Consider the following 20,368-nt stretch of genomic DNA (forward strand, 5'->3'; position numbering starts at 1 on the left):
AGGAACGGCGGTGCCAGCGCGTGGTGGTTCCAGCAGGCGACGGCGGCCCTCGCCCAGATCGACCTCTCTGAATCAGAGGTCGTGGGGTGCGCCGGTGTGGGCGAGGGCGCTGGGGGTTCGGCAGCCGACGATCGCCGGGGCCTCCTGGACGAGCGTGTCGTTGGTGAGCGCTTCCACCATGAACAGCGCGAAATCCACCCGGCGCGTCAGGTTGCCGGCCAATACCGGGTCGCCCACGTGCCTGCTCCAAACGGGCAAGCCCTGGCTTTCGCCCTCCTCCAGGCTGCTGCCGCGCACCACGGTCCATCGGGTGTCGCTGGCGAACACCCGCCGGCACGCCTCCACCTGGTCGTCGTGATTGTCTCTTCCTTCTTCGTGGCGCTCTGTCAGTTGTCAGATGTCGAGGACGATTCGGGAACCGTGAGCGCGCGAGACGCACGGGTAGATGACGTCGTGACGGCCGCGTTCCTGGGGCTGCAGCACGTCGTCCCGGTGGTCCGGAACGCCGGCGAGCACGCGGGTCCCGCAGCTGCCGCACAGCCCGTTCTCGCAGGAGAATTCCAGGCTCGGATCGATGTCCTGCAGCGCCGACAGCAGGCTTCGGCCGGCCGGCACCTGCACCAGCCTGCCCGACCTGCGCAGTTCGGCCTCGAACGGTGCGTCGGGGGCCCCACCAGCGCGAGAGCTCGCCGTGAACCGCTCGACGTGGAGCGTCCCCTGCGGGCAGGAGGTGGGCATCAGTGCCTCGACCGCGTTGAGCATCGACTCGGGGCCGCAGCAGTAGACCGCGGTTCCTGCGGGCGCCGCGCGCAGGATCGCCTCCAGGTCGGGCCGCCGCTGCTGGTCGGCCGGCGAGATCGTCACCCGCTGCGGGTGCAACCGGGCGAGCCGCTCGGCGAAGGCCATCGCGGCCAGGGACCGGCCGCGGTGGACCAGGTGCCACTGCGCGCCCTCGGCTGCCAGCTGCTCGATCATCGGTACGAACGGGGTGATCCCGATGCCGCCGGCGACAAAGAGATAAAACGGTGCGTCGACCAGCGGGAAGTGGTTGCGAGGCCCGCGGATCTTGAGAGTGCTGCCCGGTGTGAGCCGATGGACTTCAGCTGATCCACCGCGCCCGTCCGCCTCGTGCAGGACCGCGATGCGATAGTGGTCCGTGATGGCCGGGTCACCGCACAGGGAGTACTGCCTCACCAGACCGGACGGCAGTATGAGGTCGATGTGCGCGCCGGGCTTCCAGGCCGGCAACTGGGTCCCGTCGGCCGCCGCGAGGTCCAGTACGACGGTGCCGTCGGCGACCGGCTGGATGGCACCCACCGTCACGGCCCTCTCCGGGGACCGCCCTCGCTTGTTCTCCCTGCGCCCCCATCGGGTCCTGCCGCCGGGCTTGAAGACGGAGAGGATCGTCGCGGTCCAGAGCAAGGCGAGGAACAGCGCCATGGCGCCGACCAGCAGGATCCCGGTCCCTCCCGGCTCGGCGGCAGCGTCCTCGGTGCGCTCGGCCAGCGTCTCGATCCACGAGCCCTCGAACGTCGCCAGGACTGGCAGGCTGAGCGCGATGGACAGCTTGGTCAGCACCCAGCGGTGCTTGATCAGCCCCCAGGGCGTGCCGAGCGACACCACCACGCCGGTGATGATCGCCAGGAAGACGCTCGGGATCGCCAGGGCGACGTCGAACGTGTCCATGAGCACATATGCGGAGTGCCGTATCTCGTGACTGTCCGTGGACACCCCCACGATGGACAGGGCGAGCATGGCGAGGGAGATACCCAGCCAGCCGACGCCGATGCCGATGTGCAGCGTCAGCCACACCTTGCGCGACGTTCGCCCGAGCCGCGGGAAACGCGGCTTCAGCCCGACCGTGATCATTGTCGACAGCAGCATGCCGAGCCACGGCGCCTGGTGGGCGAGCAGGAACAGGAACTGCGCGGGGATGAAGAGCAGGTGGAAGACGATCAGGATCCGCCGGGCGCGCGCGGCGCTCGCTGCGCGGTGAAGCGTGAACCAGCCGGCGAAGGAGAGCACCGCGGCAGCTGCGTACCCCACTGTCCCAGCGGTCTGGAACAGGGGGTGGGCAGCGTCCTGTCGCAGTGCGATCAAGGCACCCGCGGCGAGTGCGAAGACTCCGAAGGCGAACTGCAGGTTTCTGGGGCTGAGCCATCGGCCGAGCCGTTCTTGGATGACCATGCGACCAGCGTTGCCGGTGGTGCCATGCCGGGGCGTCGGCCGATTCGGGATAGCCGATCATCACACCAGCCATGGCTCGCCGGTACTGTGTACAACTTTCTGCGTACAGCTTTCTGCTGACGCGCACACCAGCAAGGGCGCCTAGCCTGGGAGCACGATGAAAGCGCATGACCTGCACCCGGCCGGCCCCTGGTACGGCAGCCGCCCCGTGGCCAACACGGCAGTCGCGCTCGTCGTAGCGGTGTTCACGGCGACCGGCGGGTTCGGTACCAACGACTTCTTCGGGCCGACCCTCGCCGGACTCGACGACCGCTTACCGCCGCTGTGGCTCGGCGTCCCGCTCGCCGTGGGAGTCGGGCTGCTGACCTGGTGGCGGCGCAGGCTTCCGGTGATCCTGCTGGCGGGGTCCCTGCTGGCGAATGCTCTTGTGTCGGCTCATATGGCCGTAGTGGTCGCGCTGTACACATTGGCCGAGCGCACCACCGCATGGCCCAAGGTCGCCGCCGGCACGCTGGCAACCGCAGTCCTGGTGGGCATCCCTATCTGGCGGTTCGCCGGAGCCGACGGCGCGATCCCGATCAGCATCGCGGTGTGTGTCGCACCGGCGCTTCTGGGCATGTACGTCGGCACCCGGCGCGAACTGGTGGAACGCATCCGGGAGCGGGCAAAGCGCATCGAACGCGAGCATCAGCAGCGCGTCACGCAGGCCCGAAGCGACGAACGGGCCCAGATCGCCCGGGACATGCACGACGTGGTCACCCACCGGGTCTCCTTGATGGTGCTGCAGGCCACGGCACTGGAGGTGTCCAAGGGCGAGGACGCGGTCACCATCGGGAAACAGATCGGAGCGACCGGGCGCGAGGCACTCGCCGAACTCCGCTCCTTGGTGGGAGTCCTGCGCAACCACGACGACGCCCCGCTCACTCCGCAGCCGGGGCTGGCCGATCTGGACGTCCTGATCGAGGAGTCCCGGCGGATCGGCATCCCCGTCACCCTCGACGTGACGAACCAGGCAGAGGAGCGGCCCCCGCTGCTTGTGGACCACACGGCCTACCGGTTCGTCCAGGAGGCGCTGACCAACGTGTACAAACACGCGCCGGGAGCACGGACCCGAGTACGCGTCCAGCAGACCCCGCACCTGCTGCGACTGCTCGTCAGCAACGGCCCAGGGCGGCCGGTCACCGATGCCGCGCTGCCGGCCGGCGGGCACGGACTGCTCGGGCTCGCGGAGCGCGTGCGGCTGGTCGGCGGCGAGTTCACCGCCGGCCCCACCCCCGACGGCGGCTTCGAGGTGATCGCCGACGTGCCGATCTCCCGGACGGAGGAGCGATGACCTCTCCGGTCGGTCCTATCAGGGCACTGATCGTCGACGACGAGTGGATGGTGCGTTCGATGCTGCGCACCATTCTGGAGGCGGCACCCGACATCACGGTGACGGGCGAGGCGTCCGACGGCGTCGAGGCCGTCGACCTCGCACGCACGCTTCAGCCCGACGTCGTACTCATGGACATCCGGATGCCGCGAGGCGACGGGCTGACCGCGACCGAGCGGATGGCACGGCTCGACCCGCCGCCGTACGTCGTCGTGCTCACCACGTTCGACCTCGACGAGTACGTGCATACCGCGCTCCGCAACGGCGCCGTCGGGTTTCTGCTGAAGGACGCGTCGGCCGACGACATGCTCGCCGCGGTGCGCAGCGCGGCGCGCGGCGACGCGATGATCTCCCCGCGCATCACGCGCAGACTGCTCCGCAAGTTCGCCGAGCCGGCACCGGACCGGCACAGCGATGCCGAGCAGCGGCTCGCAGTGCTCACGGACAAGGAACGAGAGGTACTCGTCGCTGTCGGCGGCGGTCTGTCGAACACCGAGATCGCGGCCGCGCTCTACATGAGCGAGGCGACGGCGAAGACCCACGTCAGCCGGATCCTCGCCAAGCTGGACCTCGCCAACCGGGTGCAGGCGGCAATCCTCGCTCACCAAGCCGGCTTGCTCGACTGATCCTGACCCCACCGCCATGTCCTCTCCGGCCCGACTGTCGAGTGCGCCTTCGAGTCGACGGGCGCTGTCCCTCGGACCGGTGCGCTTCGAGCGGCCCACGAAGTGGTCAAGTCCCAGGCCGTGTTCGAGTTCGCGGTAGTCGTGTTCGATGCACCCAGAATCCCCTTGTCGGCCTGTCGACGTGGGCGACCAAGGCCGCGCACGACGATGTGAAGGTAACGAGCGCCGTGAGCTCCGGTCGGCTCAGGCGCCGAAGTACGCCTGGGCCGCCCGTATCCCGTCCGCCAACAGGTCCACTTCCTCGAGGGTGTTGTAGACGTAGAAGGTGGCCCGGCTGGTCGCCGGGATCCCATAGCGGCGCACGATCGGGCGGGCGCAGTGGTGGCCTACGCGCACGGCGACGCCCCGGTCGTCCAGAATCTGGCCCACGTCGTGCGGGTGGATGCCGTCGACGGTGAAGGAGACCGCCGAGCCGCGATCCGTGACGTCGCTCGGGCCGACGATCCGTACGCCCGGGATCTCCTGGAGGAGGGCGAGCGCGCGGGCGGTCAACTCGTTCTCGTGGGCGGCCACGCTGTCCATGCCGAGTGTTTGGAGGTAGTCCACGGCCGCCGCCAGGCCCACCGCCTGCGGTGCCATGGGCACGCCCGCTTCGAAGCGCTGCGGCGGCGGCAGGAACGTCGCCCGGTCCATCTCCACGATCTCGATCATCGAGCCGCCCGTGAGGAACGGCGGGAGGCCCGCGAGGCGTTCTTCCCTGCCCCAGAGCACGCCGATGCCGTTCGGTCCCAGCATCTTGTGCGCGGAGAAGACCAGGAAGTCCGCGCCCAGCTCGCCCACGTCGACCGGCCGGTGGGGCACGGACTGGGCGCCGTCCACCACGACCAGGGCGCCCACGGCGTGCGCGCGGTCGGCGAGGTCGCGTACCGGGTTGAGCGTGCCGAGGACGTTGGACTGGTGGGTGACGGCCACGACCCTGGTGCGCTCGTCCAGGAGCTCGTCCGCGCGGGTCAGGTCCAGGCGGCCGTCGTCGGTGAGCCCGAACCAGTCGAGCGTGGCGCCCGTGCGTGCGGCGAGCTGCTGCCAGGGGACCAGGTTCGCGTGGTGCTCCATCTCCGTCACCACGATCCGGTCGCCGGGGCCGAGCCGGCGCCCGTTGCCCAGCCCGTACGCGACGAGGTTGACGCCCTCCGTCGCGCTCTTGGTGAACACGATCTCGTCCTCGGCGGCCCCGATGAACCGGGCCACGGTGCGGCGCGCGTCCTCGTACGCCTCAGTCGCCTCCCCGGCCAGGTGGTGCGCGCCCCGGTGCACGGCCGCGTTGTGCGTGAGGTAGAAGTCCCGCTCGGCGTCGAGCACCTGGAGGGGTTTCTGGGTGGTCGCGCCGGAGTCCAGGTAGACGAGCCGGGCGCCGCTCCCGACCGTCCGGTCCAGGATCGGGAAGTCCTTGCGCAGCGCGTGCACGTCGAAGGGCACGGCGATCACCTCTCACGTCATTGCAGTCGGTTCTCCGTGAGAAACGCTAAGCATCCTCACGGAGAACCGCAAGTATTGGCGTGAGAACCACGGCTCGCTTAGCATGACCTCGTGGATCACGAGGCCCCCCACTACCTGCACCAGCTCCAGGTCCCCGGCGAGGAGCGCTACGTGTCGTTGGCCCTGGTCAACACGCGTTTTACGCTCAGTCACGGTCCGGTCGACCTGCTCGACGACGCCGAGGCCGCGCACCTGTGGCTCGTACGGCACGCGCTGCTGCCGGACCGGGCGGCGCTGACGGGCCGGCAGTTCGGTCGGCTGCTGGCGCTGCGCGAGGCGCTGCGCTCGCTGTTCGAGGCGTGGGCGAGCCGCGCCGTGCCCGCCGCCGGAACCCTCGCCACCCTCAACTCCGCGCTGGCCGCGGCCCCTGCGACGCCCCGGCTCGCATGGACGGCCGACGGCCCGCACCGCGCCGACGAACCCGACACCGGCAACCCGGCCGGCGCCGCGCTCTCCCTCCTCGCCGAGGACGCCACGGACCTGCTCACCGGCTCCGAGGCCGACCAGCTGACGGAGTGCACGGCCCAGGGGTGCGCCCGCTGGTTCCTGCGCTCCCACGCGGCCCGCCGCTGGTGCACCACCAAGTGCGGGAACCGGGTGCGTGCGGCGCGGGCGTACGCGGCACGCAAGGGCAACTAGAGAAGCCTCGCGGCGACTACACCGAGCACGGCGGTAGGCGAGCAGCGGAGATCCTGCTGTCGAGTTCCCACCCTCCCACCGCTGTTTTCGCGGCCAACGACCTGTCCGCCCTCGGTGTCCTCGCGGCCCTCAAGCATCGAGGGATGAGTGCGCCGGAAGACCTGTCGCTGATCGGCTTCGACAACACGGTTCTCGCCCAGTTCGGCTATATCGACCTGACCACCATCGACACCCCCCGCCAGGACATGGGAGCGACCGCGGTGACCCTACTGACCGCCCGGATCGATAACACCGGCCGCCCAACCCACCCCGCGCAACTCACTCCACGGCTCATCGTGCGCTCCACTACCGTCCCGCACCCCGGGGTGTAGCCCGCGCGGTACGCAGGCGGCCAGGCCGCGGCAGGGATCTATGCGTCTCGCGCTTCAGCAGCGCCAGGTTGTCCTCGATCTTCCGGGCCGCGAAGGCGTTGTCCTTGAGCAACTGCCGGTCGGACAGGGCCGCGAGCGGCATCACCTCGTTCGTGGAGGTGCGGTTGCCGTCGGTGACGGTGCACCGGACAGTGATCCGGCCGTCCCCGTCCTCCCGCATGACGTCCCTCCCGTCCAGGCCGAGCCGAAGCCCGGCGCGCAGTTCGGCGGCGGTGACTCGGGTGCGGAGCCGGCCAACTGAAGGCCACCCGTGACGGCATCCGAGGCGTTGCCGATCCGGATCGTGCGCAGCGGCGCCAGGTACTCGGGCGTCCGTACGACATTGCCCTGGGCGTCGTCGCAGGCCTGGAGCCGGGGGTTGGACAGCCAACGGCCGTCAGCGGTCTTCGTCTTGCAGCGCCGCTGCTTGTCACCGATGTTCGGCAGGAAGATCGTGCCGCCCGTATCCCCAAGGTGTCGTCAGTTCTGGCCGCCGTCCCGGTGCCGGAGACGCCGCCAGGGCGATCGCCCGACGCCGTCACGGCCCTGGGCCTCACTCTGCTCAATGCATCTACTCCTCGTAGTCTTGACCGGCACCTCCATCCCATCGCGGCGCCTCGCGGCATTCACTCCGCCGACCGGCGGGACAACCCCCGCCGACAGGGCGGACTCCGACCATCCGAAAGTGGGACCCGCGCCACCAGACGGTTCACCGGAATGATCCTGACAAGCCGCACGGATCGGCCTACCGCGGAACTCCGGTCCGCCCCAGCGATAAATCGAAGGCAACCTTTTCGCTCTCTGCGGTCACTGAGCAGTGCGCCATCGGCTCGATCTCCCGAACGGACAGGTATGAAGACAGCGAGGCAGGCCGCGCGTCAGCGCAGGCAAAGACGCAGGCTTGTGCTGGGCACCACCTTGGCCGTGACCGCCGCGGGCGTTCTCGCCTACCTGGTCATGGGGTTGCTCCCCGACCGCGAGGCGGAGGCAGGGCATGCCGCGACCGCGCCCGTCGCCACCACCCAGGTGAGAACCACCCCCACGACGGGCACCCCGAGCGCATCGGCGACCCCGCCCGCGACCGGCACACCGACGCCGACAGCCGCCGCGACGACCGGTGCAGCACGCCCTTCGGCCACAGCCACCCCGCGGCCCCCGCGAACGGCGTCCACCACGCCATCGTTGGCAGGGCGGATTCGGCCCAACACCACCTACACGGGGGTCGCCACCGCCTACGAGGCCGACGACGGAGACGGCGCCTGCCTGTTCGGCCCGAGTGACGACCTCATGATCGCGGCGATGAACACCACCGACTACGAGACGTCCAGGGCGTGCGGCGCGTACGTGCTCGTCCGCGCGGCCAACGGCAAGTCGATCACGGTACGTATCACCAACGAATGCCCGCTGCCCTGCGCACCCGGGCAACTCGACCTCAGCCAACAGGCCTTCGCCAAGCTCGCCGACCTCAAGGTGGGCCGGATACCGATCACCTGGCAGCTGCTGAGTCCCAGCACATCCGACACGATCTCCATCAGATACAAGACCGGGTCCAGCCCTTATTGGTGCGGCATCCAGGCGATCGGCCACCGCAACCCGGTCGCGCGCCTGGAGGTCCGGACCAGCGGCGGCTGGCGGCAGTTGCCCCGCACCGAATACAACTACTTCATCTCCGCCAACGGCAGCGGGTGCGGCAGCTCGATCAGAGTCACGGACATCTACGGAGAACAACTGACCATCACCGGGATCGCGCTGCGGCCGAACGTCGTGCAACCGACCGGCGTTCAGTTCGCCCGGCACTGACCCCACCGCGCACGCGTGCGTCTCTTTCACCGGAAGTCGGGGCGGCGACTGCCGATTCAGTTGACTGTCCGTCAGGGGCCGAGGCCGGCCGGCCTCCGCACATCCACCGCCAGGCCCGACTGCCACGGGGGCACCTACTTCGCACGGGCGACGGCCGCCGCGACGACTGGTCCGTCGGCCGACACGGCCGAGTGCGACATGCCGGTGTGAGCGCTGCGTCGGCGGGCCACGGAGCGCTCCGAGCGAGTCGGTCAGAACGGGCAGGTGTCCATCCAGCGCGTGACCAGGGATGTGTTGTTCTTGTCGGCGTCACGTACGGGACCGCACAGGAACGGGCTGAAGCGGGTGTCGGCACGCAGCCAGAGACTGAGGAACGACACGATCCACTTGCCCTGCTTGGCCTTGTTGCCGGAGCCCGTCATCGGGCACAGATGGTCGCCCGGAACCTCGATGTAGAGCTTCTCGGCGTGGGACATGGAGTTGTACCAGGGCACCGCGAAGTCGTCGCCGTGGGCGACAGGGTCGCTTTGACAGGTCAGGAAGAACGTGGGCTCGGTGACTGCGGAGAAGTTCTGGTTCGGGTAGTACGGGGCTGTGGGCACGCCCGCCCGGAAGAGCGCGTCGTCCCGGAGGGCTGCCATCACTCCCCCGCCGCCCATCGAGTGACCGACCGCGCCGAGCGTGCCGTTGACCTTCCCGGATATCGGGTTGCCGGTGGCGTCGCCGAGTGCGTGGAGCTGGGTGCCGGCGGCGGTGATCTGGCGGCCGCGCGAGGCGGGATCGTCGGTGAGTGTGTTGGTGCCGACGTTGATGACGACGAAGCCCCAGGAGGCGAGGCGGGGTGCGAGCCACTGCAGGTTCTGCTGTGTGCCCTGATAGCCGGGCATCAGTACGACGCCCGGGTAAGAGCCTCTGTTCGTGGGGTACGTGACCGTGCCGGAGCCGTACCCGGTTGGGCTGGGAACGGTGTAGGTGGCGGTGGTCAGCGGCCCGTTGGTGGCCTCGAGGGAAGCGGCCGTGGGGTCCGGGATTTCGTTGCCCGGAGGGGTGCCGCCACCGGAACCGTACACCTGGAACTCCCAGAGCGAGTAGCCGTAGGCGGTGCCGCGCTGGGTGCCGTGGAGGCGGACGTACCGGCCGTCGCCGTTCACGTCGAGGGTCTGCACGCCGCCGGTGCCGGTCGTGGTCGAGTAGATGGTGTTCCAGGTGGTGCCGTTGTCGGAGGTCTGGATCTGGAACGCGCGGGCGTACGCGGCCTCCCAGCGCAGCACCACTCGGCTGATGGTGGCTGTGGCGCCCAGATCGACTCCCAGCCACTGCGGATCGTTGAACGTGCTCGACCAGCGCGTCCCGGTGTTGCCGTCCACCGCCGCCGACGCGGGGGTTGACGCGTTCTCGGTGGACGAGGAGGTCGCGGGTTTGCCTTGGGACAGTAAGTCGACGGCGGCCGCCGGCGGGGCGGCGGCTGTCAGCAGAGTCAGCGCCAAGCCGATGGTGGTCGCCAGGGTGATCAGTGCCGTCATGGCACGGGGTCGGGTCCGTAACGGTGCGGCGGTGTGAGTGGAACGACTGGATGGACGCATTGTTTTACCTCCGGATAGCGGTGAGAGCGCGGTAACCGGACAGCGGGGTGCGCCCGCACAGTGAGGGCTGCAAGGAGGGGGCGCCGCGGGCGGCGGCTACCGGGACTGTTCGAAGAGCCAGTCGATGACCACGTCGTTCTCATACGTCTGGGCCCATGCGAGGTGTGGGTTCACCGGTGTCGTTCCGGGCGTGTAGCTCGTGAACAGTACGTGGCTGCGCGCGTTGCGGGCCTGTCGTAGGAGGGCCCGGGACCGGGCCTCGAATTGTGCCTTCGGCAGATCGTTGGGCCATTCCCCACGGGTGACCCGTGCGCCGGCGGTCTCCAGCGCGTTCATCAGTGTCCAGGTGCCGGGCTTGCCGAACCGGCCCTCCCGGTAGGGGACGACCGGGTCGTCGACGGAGTGGTCGGCCCACATCGGGATGTGCGTGATCCTGTCCATGGTGGCCGGGTCGCCCCAGCCGGCAGTGGGCAGGGCAGCCGCGAACATGTCGGGGCGCTTCGGCAGCAGGCTGTAGATTCCGCGCCCCCCTGATGACAGGCCGACGAGATAGAGCCGGGCTGTGTCCACGCTTCGGGAGTGCTCGCTCACGAAGGTGTCGATGAGTTCGATCAGCGCGGCCTGGACCTTGGCGTCGGTCCAGTCCGTGCCGTCGGGTCCGTCCATGGGGCGGGGCAGGGGGATCTGTGGAGAGAGGACGAACGCGGGGTCGCGGCGCTGCCGTTCCGGTTTGGCGAACGTGACCGCGATCCGGTTGGAAGTGAGCTGGGTCATGTTGTTGTCGGCGACTTCGCCACCGCCGTGCAGGGTGACGACGAGTGGGTACCGCTTGCGCGTCTGCGGGTTCCGTACGAATCCCTCGGGCTGGTACAGCCTGAAGTCGAGTTCGAAACCTGCGGAGTCGGTGAAGGAACCGGCGGCGAAGTCGTCGACCACGGGAGTGATGACGTCGTCGTTCCGGCTCGCGAACGGACCAGCCTTGAGCACTGGTTCGCCTTCCCGGGTGTGCACGTCCGCCACTTGTCTGACGGAGTATGCGCGGTCGAGCGGAAGAGGGTCGGTGCCCGCGGCCCGCGCGCTGGAGTCGCTCGGGTCGAGTTCGATGATCAGGCGGTCCCCCGGCCGTCCTGGGCGAGATCGGTCGTCCACTTCGGCGGTGGTGCTGGGGTAGACCCGGGTCACAGTGCGAGCCGCTGTCTGCCCGCCCACAGTGGCCTTCACCTCGAAGGCCGAGGGAGGGATCACCTCGCCGCGTAGGTCAATGCGATACGCGTACTGGAGGGCGACGGCTGTCACCAGCCAGTTGTTCCTCGGCGTCACCCGCGTGACGAGGTCCGTTCGCAGGACCGGATTGCGTCCGGAGGTCACTTGTCGTCCTTGTGATGTGGCTGTCGTGGTGTCGGCGGCGGAGGCGGTTGCCGTGCTCAGGGCCGGCGCCGCGACCGCACCTGCCGTGACTGCGAGCGCCGTACGTCTGGTGATCCCTCTCATGGGTCCTCGTCTCGGTCGGTGGGGCACCCGGACCGGGTGCCTGGTGCGTGTGGATCCGTTCGCCCTGCTCCGGACTTCCGGAAACGGGCGGCGAGTTGGAGGCCTGAGCGGCATGTGCGGTGGCTGCCGGGGGGCCGCGGCCGGCGGGGACTCCGCTCGGGCCCGGGACACGGGTCACGGGTCACGGGTCACAGGGGGAACGCACCGGTCAGCAGGGCGCCTGCGGTCATGACCAGGGTGGTGGCGAAGGCCCAGCGGAAGATGAAGCGCTGGTGTTCGCCGAGCGACACACCGCTCATGCCGACCAGGATGAACGTGGACGCGGTGAGCGGACTGAGCGGGAACCCCGTGGTCATCTGGCCGAGAATGGCGGCCCGGGCGACTTCGGCCGGGTCCGTGCCGAAGCCCTGCGCGGTCTCGGCGAGTACGGGCAACACGCCGAAGTAGTAGGCGTCCGGGGTGAACACCAGACTCAGCGGCATGCCGGTGACGGCCACCGCCACGGGCAGGTGCGATCCGAAGGAGTCGGGGACGACGGAGACCAGCGTCTCGGCCATCTCGTCGATCATCTTGGTGCCGGTGAGGATCCCGGTGAGGACGCCGGCCGCGAAGATCATCGTGGTGACGAGGACCACGCTCTTGGCGTGCTTGTCGAGCAGCGCCTGTTGCTGTTCCCAGGTGGGGTGGTTGACCAGCAGAGCGATCGCGAACCCGAGGACGAACAGCACCGGAAGCGGCATCACTTCCTGGATCAGGCAGACCAGGAGGGCGATGGTGAGCAGGAGATTGAAGATGTTCAGCCAGGTCCGCGGCAGCGGCGGGACCCGGACGGTGCCGGGCCCGTCCCCGGGAGCCCGGAGGGCCTGACGCTCCCCGTCGGCCGTCGCCGGAGTGGCGTGCCGACTCGACTCGGGGTCCGTGGTCGCCGTGAGCGTCGTCGAAGGGGCAGGTTCACGGTCGTCCCGCTCGTCCTCGCCCTCGCCCTCGCGCACGTCCGTGTCCGGACCCCCCGGGGACAGCGCACCGAGACGGTTGCGCTCCCGGCGGCCGAGCAGGTAGGAGGCCACCAGCACCCAGACGACACCGAAGCCCATCGCGGGCAGCACGGGGTTGAAGACCTCGGAACTGTCCAGCTTCAGTGCCGCCATGGCTCGCACCGTCGGGCCACCCCAGGGGACCATGTTCATCACGCCCGCGCCCAGGCAGACGACGCCGGACAGCACAAGGGGGTTCATACCGAGCCTCTGGTAGACCGGCAGCAGTGCGGAGACGGTGATGAGGAAGGTGGAGGCACCGTCGCCGTCCAGGGCCACGCACAGCGTGAGGACGGCTGTGGCGACGGTGATCCGCAACGGGTCGCCACGCGCCACCCGCAACAGACCGCGGATCAGCGGGTCGAAGAGCCCGGCGTCCACCATCAGGCTGAAGTACAGGACCGCGAAGGCGATCATGATGCCGGTGGGGGCCACCTTGGACAGCCCACCGAGAGTCAGCTCGCCCAGATCGCCCGCGAATCCGCCGATGAGCGCCGCCAGCACCGGAAGCAGGATCAGAGCGACCAGTACCGAGGCGCGTTTGGTCATGGTGAGCAGCAGTAGGACGGCGATCGTGGCGAAGCCCAGGGCTGCCAGCATGGCGGCGCTCGCTTTCTCGGGGACGGCCCTCGGCGGCGGTGGGCGGGAACTGGGCGGGGGCGGGCCGAGGTGTTACGCGAGAGTTTCGGAGCACCGGCGGATCGGTGTCCAGCATCAAACCGAGATCTGTCCATGCGATAAGCGCATCAATTCAAGCGGTTGAGTCCTATGCTCGTCGGCCATGGAGGCCACCACCCTGCGTCAACTGGCGGCATACGCGGCCGTCGCCCGGGCCGCGAGCTTCACCGCGGCCGCCGCGGAGATGCACGTTTCCCAGTCCTCGCTCAGCCGCGCGGTCGCGGATCTGGAGCGACAGCTCGGCGTGCAACTCCTCGAACGGGACACCCGTAACGTGCAGTTGACCGCGGCGGGCGTCGAGGCCCTGCGTGTCGCCGAGCAGATCGTCACCGCTCACCGAGCGGGCATGAAGGAGCTCAGGCGATACCTGCTCGGCGAGTCGGGAACGGTCGCCGTGGCCACCCTTCCCTCCGTCGCGGCGGTGCTCCTGCCGCAGGTGATCTCCGACTTCCGTGAGCGGCGACCGCAGGTGGCGGTACGCCTCCTCGACGGCCTGGAGCGGTCGGTACTGGACCGGGTCCTGTCCGGCGACGCCGACTTCGCGATCACCACTGTCGGTAACCCGCCGGAGCAGTTGGAGCACCGCCCTCTGGTCAGGGACCGCTTCGTCGCGGTGCTGCCGGAAGGCCACCCGCTCGCCGACCGCCACGAGATCGCCTGGGACGACCTGGCCCGACAGCCGTTCCTGGCTGTCGGGCGCGACTCGAGCGTGCGGCGGCTCACCGACGCGGCGTTCGCCCAGATCGACACGCACGCGGTACCGGCGGCCGAGGCGGGCAGTATCGCGACCGTGGGGGGACTGGTGACGGCCGGCCTCGGGGTGTCGGCGATGCCCGCTCTCGTGCTCCCGCTCATGGGTGCCGGACCCGTCGTCTGCCGTCCTCTGGTGGACCCCGTGGTGGACCGACGCCTGGACATCGCGGTGCGCGCTCGGCGAACGCTCCCGGCCGTGACGGAGCGGTTCCTTCAGACGCTCGAAGAGTTCCGCCTTCAGGGGCGTCCACTTCCGCCCGGGGTTTCGTGGGCCTGAGGCCGCGTACGACACCCTCCCCAATTCATGCGTTTTTCGCATTGATTGATGGCTGTCTGTTGCTCGACAGGCATTTCTCCGCTCCGGCAGTCTGAAGACAACGGCGACGGCCGTGCCGCACCAACGCGGACGACGCTGTCGGAGACCCACGTGGAACGGCAGGGCAAGGGAGCGCATCGGTGTCGGACGACGAGCGGAACACCACCGGAAGCGGGCAGTTGCACGGGCTGAAAGTGGTCGAGTTCGCCCATGTGGTGGCCGGTCCGCTGGCCGGCTCGATGCTCGCCGACCAAGGGGCCGACGTCGTACACGTAGAACCCCCCGGCGCCGGAGACGCGGCCCGCGCCATGGGGCCCCAACGTGACGGTGTTCCCCTGTGGTTCAAGGTCGCCGGCCGCAACAAACGCTCGGTCACCCTCGATCTGCACCACGAGGCCGGCCGACTCGTCGCCCACCGGCTCGTCGCCTGGGCGGACGTCGTCATCGTCACCCTGCGCGCGGGACGCCTGCGCAACTGGGGACTCGACTGGGACTCCGTGCACCGGATCAACCCCCGGGCCGTACTGCTGCAGATCTCCGGCTTCGGCGCCACCTCGTCGCAGGCGGACGCCCCCGGCTTCGGCAAGATGGGCGAGGCACGCAGCGGAGTCGTGCACCTGACGGGTTTCCCCGACGGTCCTCCGGTCCACACCGGCTTCTCGCACGGCGATGCCGTGACCGGCCTGATGGGCGCCTACGCCGTCCTGGCCGCGCTCCACCGCCGCGACCATGACCCCGGGTTCGACGGCGAGTGGATCGACCTCGCTCTCTTCGAGTCCCTGTTCCGACTCGTCGAGTGGCAGGTGATCGTCCACGACCAGTTGGGACGGGTGCCCGAACGCTCCGGCAACCAGTTGGCGGTCGCCCCCGGGGCCGTGATCAACACCTACCGTTCCCGCGACGACGAGTGGATCACGGTGACTTCCGCGACGCTGCGATCGGTCCGCAACATCGCCCGCCTGCTGGGGCTCCCCGAGAAGGACTTCACCACGGCTCAGCAACAGTACGACCGACGCGAACAGTTGGACGAGGGCCTGCGGAACTGGGTGGCGGAGCGCGGCACCGACGAGTGCCTCGAGGAGTTCGCCCGCGCCGAGGTCGTGGCCTCACGGGTGTTCGACGCCGCGGACATCGCCGCCGACCCCGTGTACGCCGAACGCGAGGACATCATCACCGTCGATGACCCCGACCTCGGCCCGGTGCGTATGCAGGCGGTGATCCCGCACTTCCGGCAGCGGCCCGGCCAGGTCTGGCGGACGGGGCCCGCCCTCGGGCAGGACAACCACCTCGTCTACGGGCAGTGGCTCGGACTCAGCGCGGACGAGCTGGCCGACCTGGAGAAGAGCGATGTCATCTGAGGCGTCTTCCAAGAGCCCTGCCGAGGTGGACGCGGGAGTGGTCGACCGGCCCCCGCTGCGCTCCCTGCTCTTCGTCCCCGGCACCAGAACCGACTGGCTGGCCAAGGCCCGGACGGCGGGCGCCGACGCGGCCATCCTCGACCTGGAGGACGCGGTGCCCGCCCCGGACAAGCTCGCCGCCCGTGCCCAGGTGGCCGACGCCGTCGCACAGGCCGCCGACACGTCGGCCGAACAGGCGGGACGAATGGCCCTGTTCGTCCGTGTCAACCCGCTGGACGACTGGGCGGGGGCCGAGGAACTGCGGGCGGTCGTACGGCCCGGGCTCGCCGGTGTCGTCCTTCCCAAGGTCGGCTGCGCTCAGGACGTGAGGCTTGCCGACCGGCTGCTGGGCTGGTGCGAACAGGAACAGGGCCTGCCGCCGGGACACATCGCCCTGGTGCCCCTGCTGGAGACGGCGCGCGGCCTGCGCGAGGCCTACGACATCGCCCAAGCCGCCTCGCGCATCGCCTACTTGGGCGCTCTCACCGCCCCCGGCGGCGACGTGGAACGCGCCGTCGGCTACCGATGGAGCGCAGAGGGAACCGAAACCGTGGCACTGCGTTCCCGCGTCCTGCTGGACGCCAGGGCAGCCGGAGTGCCATGCCCGGTCAGCGGATTGTGGACACGCATCACCGACCTGCCGGGCCTACGCGGCTTCGCCGAACAGAACCGCTCCCTCGGCTACGAGGGCATGATGGCGATCCACCCCTCCCATGTCCCCGTGATCAACGAGGTGTTCTCTCCCAGCTCCGCCGAACTCGCCCGCTGCGCAGAGCTGGTCGCCGCGGTCGAGGCGGCACAGAGGGACGGGACGGGCGCCGTGACATTCCAAGGCGAGATGGTCGACGAGGCCATGGCCCGCACGGCCCGCCTCGTGGTCGAACGACACGGGGCGCAGGTTCGGGTGGCGCGTACGAGTTCCGCGTAGAGGCCGCGGGCCCGCGCCCGTCCCAGGTCGCACCCGGCCGGCGACAGGGTCGTAGACGGCGTAGAGGCGCACCGCGTCACCCACGGCCGACGCCACCCGTCCCCCGTGCGCCGACACCGCCGTCGTGATGAACGGACGCTCGTGGTCAGGCGGTCGCGGACCCGGGCGGCTCCAGCAGCCTGCGCTCCAAGTCACGCAGGTCCTTGGCGATGGACGAGCGGACCTTGCGCGCCATCACGGGGGCGGCCAGGCGGTAGTAGCGGCCGGCGTCGCCCCGGACGCGGATGCGGGCGAGCGTGCCCTGTGGGTGCGGGGCGAAGGTGTACGTGACGTGCATGGGCATCGGGCCCGCCACGGACACCATGTCCAGCAGTTGGGGCGGCTCGTGTGCGGCGATGCGCAGCACATAGTCGATGCGCCTGCCGAGGAAGTACGCGGTGCGGGTGACCTCAGCCCCGACGCCGAAACCACCCCCGTCCGCCTCGCTGGTCAGCTCCGCGGTGCGGATGCCCTGCGTCCACTTGGGGTCGTTGCGCCAGTCCATGGCGTACGCGGCCACGCGGTCGGGTGGCAGCCGGATCACGCGCTCCGCCGTCTCGTCGATCGCCATTGCGTCCTCCGATCCTGCGCGCCGGATGCCGTCCTGCGGGCGGTCAGTCGCTCCACTCAGGATTCCTCCCGCTGGTGCCGAGCGCCCGGCGGAAGGCGGGTTCGCCGGCGGCGGCGGGTACGGGTGGGCCGAAGCTGCCGTTGGCCCGGGCCTGGTCGGCGATCTTCTCGACCACGCCGAGGACGACCTCGGCGGTCTCCTCGCTGACGGGGAAGGTCTGCCGGGTGGCGCGGGCCAGGTCCCAGCCGTGCAGGGCGAGTTCCTCCAGGGTGATCGTGGCCGCGAAGGCGGCCGGCATCTCTCCCGGTCCGAACTCGGTGGTGCCCTCGTAGGCCGCGGGGTCGGCCCAGGCCGCTGCGGCCAGCTCGGCGGCCTCGGCGACGGCAGCGGGCGACATAGACAGGGCGTCGCCCCCGCCGGCCTGCGGTTCCTTGCGGGCGGCGCGTGCGGACGAGGCCAGGGTTCCGCCCAGGTGGTCGAGGAGTTCGGCGACGGTGAACTTCTCGCACGGAGTGCGGTCGCCGAGCTGGTCGCCGCGGACGGCGGAGGCCGTGGCGGAGACCGCGGCGGCACATTCCCGGATGGCGGGGTGCAGTGCGCTGTGCTGGGTGTTCATGAGTCTCTTCCTGAGATGAGTCATCGGATGGGCCGGTAGGGGCAGCCTGTGATGTCGGCAGGAGCAGCCCGTGAAGTCGGCGGGGTCAGCCCGTGAAGAAGGGCGCCGGCTTGCCTGTCTCGGCGTAGGCCTTGAGCTGGGTGAACTTCGTCGCCCATCCGTACGTGAAGTCCCGGTAGGCGTCATCGACTGCCCGGAAGCCGCTGTGCGTGAAGCGGAGGGTGACGTCGCCCTCGGGTTGGGTGAGGACCTCGTAGGTCTGGGTGGTGCCTGTCCAGGGGCCGTTCTCGCCGGCCAGGACGAGCCGCTTGCCGGGCACGTCCTCGGTGACCCGCAGCCGCCACGGCTCCGGCACTCCGGGGAAGCTCAGCTCGTGCCGGCCGCCCACGCCCTGCTCGGCGGTGGCGGTCGTGGTGAACCAGCCGTGGATGCCCTCGGTCGTGGAGATCGCCGTGTAGACGGCGTCCGGGTCGGCCTCGATGTGCAGTTGCATAGCGATGTCCGCCATGACGTGTGCTCCTCGCTTCAGTCTCATAATCACTTTAGCCATGACTAAAATGACACACCTTCTGCGGCAAATTCAAGTGGCGGCTAAAATGATGTTCATGGATGCGGTACGGGCGGTCGCCGAGCCCAGGCGGCGCGAGATCCTTCGCCTGGTATGGGACGCAGAGCTGTCCGCGGGCGAGATCGCGGAGCGTTTCGACGTCACCTTCGGAGCGGTCTCCCAGCACCTCAAGGTGCTCAGGGACTCCGGCCTGGTTACGCTGCGCCAGGACGGCAAAAAACGCTTCTACCAGGCCGACCGTGAAGCCATGGGACCGCTCGCCGACTACCTGCAGTCCATGTGGGCCGCCAAGCTCGACACGCTCGCCGAACTGGCGGAGGCAGCCGAGCGGGCCGAAGAAGCCGAACAGCCCGAGACCACTTGAGGGGCAAGCTCTTGAGCACGACAGACGTGGTGACGGTCGAACGGCGCATCGCCGCACGGCCCGAGACGGTGTTCTCCTTCTTCACCGACCGGGACAGGTGGCTGTCCTGGATGGGCAGCGACGGCGAGTTCACCTTCGAGCCCGGCGGCTCCTACCGGACGAACGTCAACCGCGACAACGTCGCCGAGGGCCGCTTCGTCGAGATCGACCCGCCCAAGCGGCTGGTCTTCACCTGGGGCTGGGCCGAGGGCGGGATGCCCGTGCCGCCCGGCTCGACGACGGTGGAGATCACCCTCGAACCGGTCGACGGCGGCACCTTGCTGCGCCTGGTCCATCGCGGCCTGCCCACCCGGGAGGCGAGCGCCGCACACGAGGAGGGCTGGGCCCATTACGTGGATCGGCTCGCAACCGTGGCAGCGGGCGGCGACCCCGGGCCAGATGTCTGGATGTGACCCTGCGCCACGTCCACACGTCCACACGTCCATGCACAAGCCGAGTTCGGCGTGCCCGCAGCCGGCTGATCACGGGCGCCTCGGGCCCAGCCAGGAGGGCCCGCCTTGCGATCAGAGGGCCCGGAATCGGTGTCGGCGGATGAGAGGCGGTGGGAGCGTACGACCGCGACCACACTCCCGGCGACGCGGGGGGCGATCCGCCCGCCAAGATCACGAAGCGGTCGCGACCGGGGTGCTCCGCGCTCCACACCGCGCGGCGACACACGCCCCTTCGGCTCGTACCTGACGGCGAGCGCGTCACCCGGCCGGGTGGTCGGCCCGCAGCCCCGCCAGATGCCGGCCTTCAGCAGGACACCGTCCTGGTCGGTCACCGTACAGAGGTGGCGGCCACGGCCGGAAGCAGCCCGTGCCCCACTCGGCGACGACATGCACAGGTACCGTCGCCGAACGTGACCGTTGACCGGAGGACGAGCCGAGAACGCCCTTGACGCCGAGGTTGGGTTGGCCTTGATGTTGTTGGTGGCCAGGTAGTTCCCTATGCCGCTGAGTCGGCCGACCTCGGCGGGCGCACCGGAACGCTGGACCAGGAATGCCTCGTTGTTGCCGTCGGTGTGCTTGACCCGGATGTGGCTGGAGCCGGGCTGCACCTCGATCCACAGTTGCTGGTGTCGGAGGTGTCGTCGTGGATGGCCCGGGACAGGAAGCCGGGCCCGGAGCCCTTGATCGTCAGGAAGCTGATGTCGATGACGACGCGGGTGAGCAGGTCGTAGTGGCCCGGCGGGATGTGGATGGCCGCACTGGGAGGTGGGTGTGCGTGGGGGCAGCGAACGGCGCCCGCGGTCATGCCCGCGATGACCTGCTTCTCGAAGGCCTCGTAGATCGTCGGCTGCGGCAGGAGGACGAGGGTGGCGGACGCCATCATGGCGCCGTAGTTGACGCTGTAGACGCCCTGGAACTGGGAGACACCGAGGGACACGGTGGTCATGTTCGGGTCGTTGATGCGGGTGA

At 69.7% G+C, this 20,368-nt stretch carries 21 protein-coding genes; 10 read left to right on the top strand and 11 right to left on the bottom strand.

Features of this window, described 5'->3' with window-relative positions:
• Positions 1 to 72: 72 nt before the first annotated feature.
• Together Q4V64_RS00995 and Q4V64_RS01000 are read right to left on the bottom strand one after the other, a co-directional pair.
• On the bottom strand, positions 73 to 327 hold the full coding sequence (locus Q4V64_RS00995; protein WP_253266594.1) for a hypothetical protein: 255 nt from the start codon (positions 325 to 327) through the stop codon (positions 73 to 75).
• Positions 328 to 393: 66 nt separating this feature from the next.
• Positions 394 to 2,187 (bottom strand): PDR/VanB family oxidoreductase, encoded by a 1,794-nt coding sequence (locus Q4V64_RS01000; protein ID WP_124436428.1) that lies wholly within the window; start codon positions 2,185 to 2,187, stop codon positions 394 to 396.
• A gap of 157 nt (positions 2,188 to 2,344) precedes the next feature.
• Between Q4V64_RS01000 and Q4V64_RS01005 the strand changes: the two genes are divergently transcribed.
• On the top strand, positions 2,345 to 3,520 hold the full coding sequence (locus tag Q4V64_RS01005) for a histidine kinase (RefSeq protein ID WP_253266595.1): 1,176 nt from the start codon (positions 2,345 to 2,347) through the stop codon (positions 3,518 to 3,520).
• The gene (locus Q4V64_RS01010; RefSeq protein ID WP_124436429.1) at positions 3,517 to 4,185 is read left to right on the top strand and encodes a response regulator transcription factor; all 669 of its coding nucleotides are present in this window, start codon (positions 3,517 to 3,519) and stop codon (positions 4,183 to 4,185) included. The genes Q4V64_RS01005 and Q4V64_RS01010 overlap by 4 nt, the downstream gene beginning before the upstream one ends.
• Before the next feature lie 243 nt (positions 4,186 to 4,428).
• On the opposite strand, the gene Q4V64_RS01015 is transcribed toward Q4V64_RS01010, so the two are convergent.
• Positions 4,429 to 5,661, bottom strand: a complete 1,233-nt coding sequence (locus Q4V64_RS01015) for a cysteine desulfurase (protein WP_124436430.1) — start codon at positions 5,659 to 5,661, stop codon at positions 4,429 to 4,431.
• A 111-nt stretch (positions 5,662 to 5,772) separates the two neighbouring features.
• On the opposite strand from Q4V64_RS01015, the gene Q4V64_RS01020 reads away from it, so the two are divergent.
• Complete coding sequence (locus Q4V64_RS01020; RefSeq protein ID WP_124436431.1) at positions 5,773 to 6,360, top strand: ABATE domain-containing protein; 588 nt, start codon at positions 5,773 to 5,775, stop codon at positions 6,358 to 6,360.
• Positions 6,306 to 6,731 carry a substrate-binding domain-containing protein gene (locus tag Q4V64_RS01025; RefSeq protein ID WP_216377500.1) on the top strand — a complete coding sequence of 142 codons (426 nt, stop codon included), beginning with the start codon at positions 6,306 to 6,308 and terminating at the stop codon, positions 6,729 to 6,731. Before Q4V64_RS01020 ends, Q4V64_RS01025 begins: the two co-directional genes overlap by 55 nt.
• Here the strand turns inward: Q4V64_RS01025 and Q4V64_RS01030 are convergent.
• A complete protein-coding gene (locus Q4V64_RS01030) occupies positions 6,706 to 6,951 on the bottom strand; it encodes a hypothetical protein (protein WP_124436433.1) in 246 nt (81 codons plus the stop codon). The genes Q4V64_RS01025 and Q4V64_RS01030 overlap by 26 nt on opposite strands.
• 671 nt (positions 6,952 to 7,622) lie before the next feature.
• On the opposite strand from Q4V64_RS01030, the gene Q4V64_RS01035 reads away from it, so the two are divergent.
• Entirely contained in the window at positions 7,623 to 8,570 is a 948-nt protein-coding gene (locus tag Q4V64_RS01035) for an expansin EXLX1 family cellulose-binding protein (protein ID WP_124436434.1), read from the top strand.
• 251 nt (positions 8,571 to 8,821) lie between these two features.
• Here the strand turns inward: Q4V64_RS01035 and Q4V64_RS01040 are convergent, their stop codons facing one another.
• From Q4V64_RS01040 to Q4V64_RS01050, 3 genes are all read right to left on the bottom strand, one after another.
• Entirely contained in the window at positions 8,822 to 10,093 is a 1,272-nt protein-coding gene (locus Q4V64_RS01040) for a discoidin domain-containing protein (RefSeq protein ID WP_124436435.1), read from the bottom strand.
• A gap of 156 nt (positions 10,094 to 10,249) precedes the next feature.
• On the bottom strand, positions 10,250 to 11,521 hold the full coding sequence (locus Q4V64_RS01045) for a prolyl oligopeptidase family serine peptidase (protein ID WP_253266596.1): 1,272 nt from the start codon (positions 11,519 to 11,521) through the stop codon (positions 10,250 to 10,252).
• Between the two features lie 311 nt (positions 11,522 to 11,832).
• Entirely contained in the window at positions 11,833 to 13,278 is a 1,446-nt protein-coding gene (locus Q4V64_RS01050) for a citrate:proton symporter (RefSeq protein ID WP_124436437.1), read from the bottom strand.
• A 181-nt stretch (positions 13,279 to 13,459) separates the two neighbouring features.
• On the opposite strand from Q4V64_RS01050, the gene Q4V64_RS01055 reads away from it, so the two are divergent.
• The 3 genes from Q4V64_RS01055 to Q4V64_RS01065 all read left to right on the top strand — a co-directional run bounded on the left by Q4V64_RS01055 (position 13,460) and on the right by Q4V64_RS01065 (position 16,750).
• The gene (locus Q4V64_RS01055; RefSeq protein WP_124436438.1) at positions 13,460 to 14,386 is read left to right on the top strand and encodes a LysR family transcriptional regulator; all 927 of its coding nucleotides are present in this window, start codon (positions 13,460 to 13,462) and stop codon (positions 14,384 to 14,386) included.
• A 179-nt stretch (positions 14,387 to 14,565) separates the two neighbouring features.
• The gene (locus Q4V64_RS01060) at positions 14,566 to 15,783 is read left to right on the top strand and encodes a CoA transferase (RefSeq protein ID WP_124436439.1); all 1,218 of its coding nucleotides are present in this window, start codon (positions 14,566 to 14,568) and stop codon (positions 15,781 to 15,783) included.
• Positions 15,773 to 16,750: a CoA ester lyase gene (locus Q4V64_RS01065; RefSeq protein ID WP_124436440.1), complete on the top strand. Its 978-nt coding sequence runs from the start codon at positions 15,773 to 15,775 to the stop codon at positions 16,748 to 16,750. Before Q4V64_RS01060 ends, Q4V64_RS01065 begins: the two co-directional genes overlap by 11 nt.
• A 145-nt stretch (positions 16,751 to 16,895) precedes the next feature.
• On the opposite strand, the gene Q4V64_RS01070 is transcribed toward Q4V64_RS01065, so the two are convergent.
• The 3 genes from Q4V64_RS01070 to Q4V64_RS01080 all read right to left on the bottom strand — a co-directional run bounded on the left by Q4V64_RS01070 (position 16,896) and on the right by Q4V64_RS01080 (position 18,484).
• Positions 16,896 to 17,360, bottom strand: a complete 465-nt coding sequence (locus Q4V64_RS01070) for an SRPBCC family protein (RefSeq protein ID WP_124436441.1) — start codon at positions 17,358 to 17,360, stop codon at positions 16,896 to 16,898.
• 43 nt (positions 17,361 to 17,403) lie between these two features.
• Entirely contained in the window at positions 17,404 to 17,976 is a 573-nt protein-coding gene (locus tag Q4V64_RS01075) for a TIGR03086 family metal-binding protein (protein ID WP_172628915.1), read from the bottom strand.
• An 85-nt stretch (positions 17,977 to 18,061) separates the two neighbouring features.
• Positions 18,062 to 18,484 (bottom strand): SRPBCC domain-containing protein, encoded by a 423-nt coding sequence (locus tag Q4V64_RS01080; protein WP_124436443.1) that lies wholly within the window; start codon positions 18,482 to 18,484, stop codon positions 18,062 to 18,064.
• 97 nt (positions 18,485 to 18,581) lie between these two features.
• On the opposite strand from Q4V64_RS01080, the gene Q4V64_RS01085 reads away from it, so the two are divergent.
• Positions 18,582 to 18,908 (top strand): metalloregulator ArsR/SmtB family transcription factor, encoded by a 327-nt coding sequence (locus Q4V64_RS01085; protein ID WP_124436444.1) that lies wholly within the window; start codon positions 18,582 to 18,584, stop codon positions 18,906 to 18,908.
• A gap of 11 nt (positions 18,909 to 18,919) precedes the next feature.
• On the top strand, positions 18,920 to 19,360 hold the full coding sequence (locus Q4V64_RS01090) for an SRPBCC domain-containing protein (RefSeq protein WP_124436445.1): 441 nt from the start codon (positions 18,920 to 18,922) through the stop codon (positions 19,358 to 19,360).
• A gap of 535 nt (positions 19,361 to 19,895) precedes the next feature.
• On the opposite strand, the gene Q4V64_RS01095 is transcribed toward Q4V64_RS01090, so the two are convergent.
• Positions 19,896 to 20,345 carry a hypothetical protein gene (locus Q4V64_RS01095; protein ID WP_253266597.1) on the bottom strand — a complete coding sequence of 150 codons (450 nt, stop codon included), beginning with the start codon at positions 20,343 to 20,345 and terminating at the stop codon, positions 19,896 to 19,898.
• Positions 20,346 to 20,368: the final 23 nt, after the last annotated feature.

Source organism: Streptomyces sp. NL15-2K (assembly GCF_030551255.1).
In the GTDB taxonomy this organism is placed as follows: domain Bacteria; phylum Actinomycetota; class Actinomycetes; order Streptomycetales; family Streptomycetaceae; genus Streptomyces.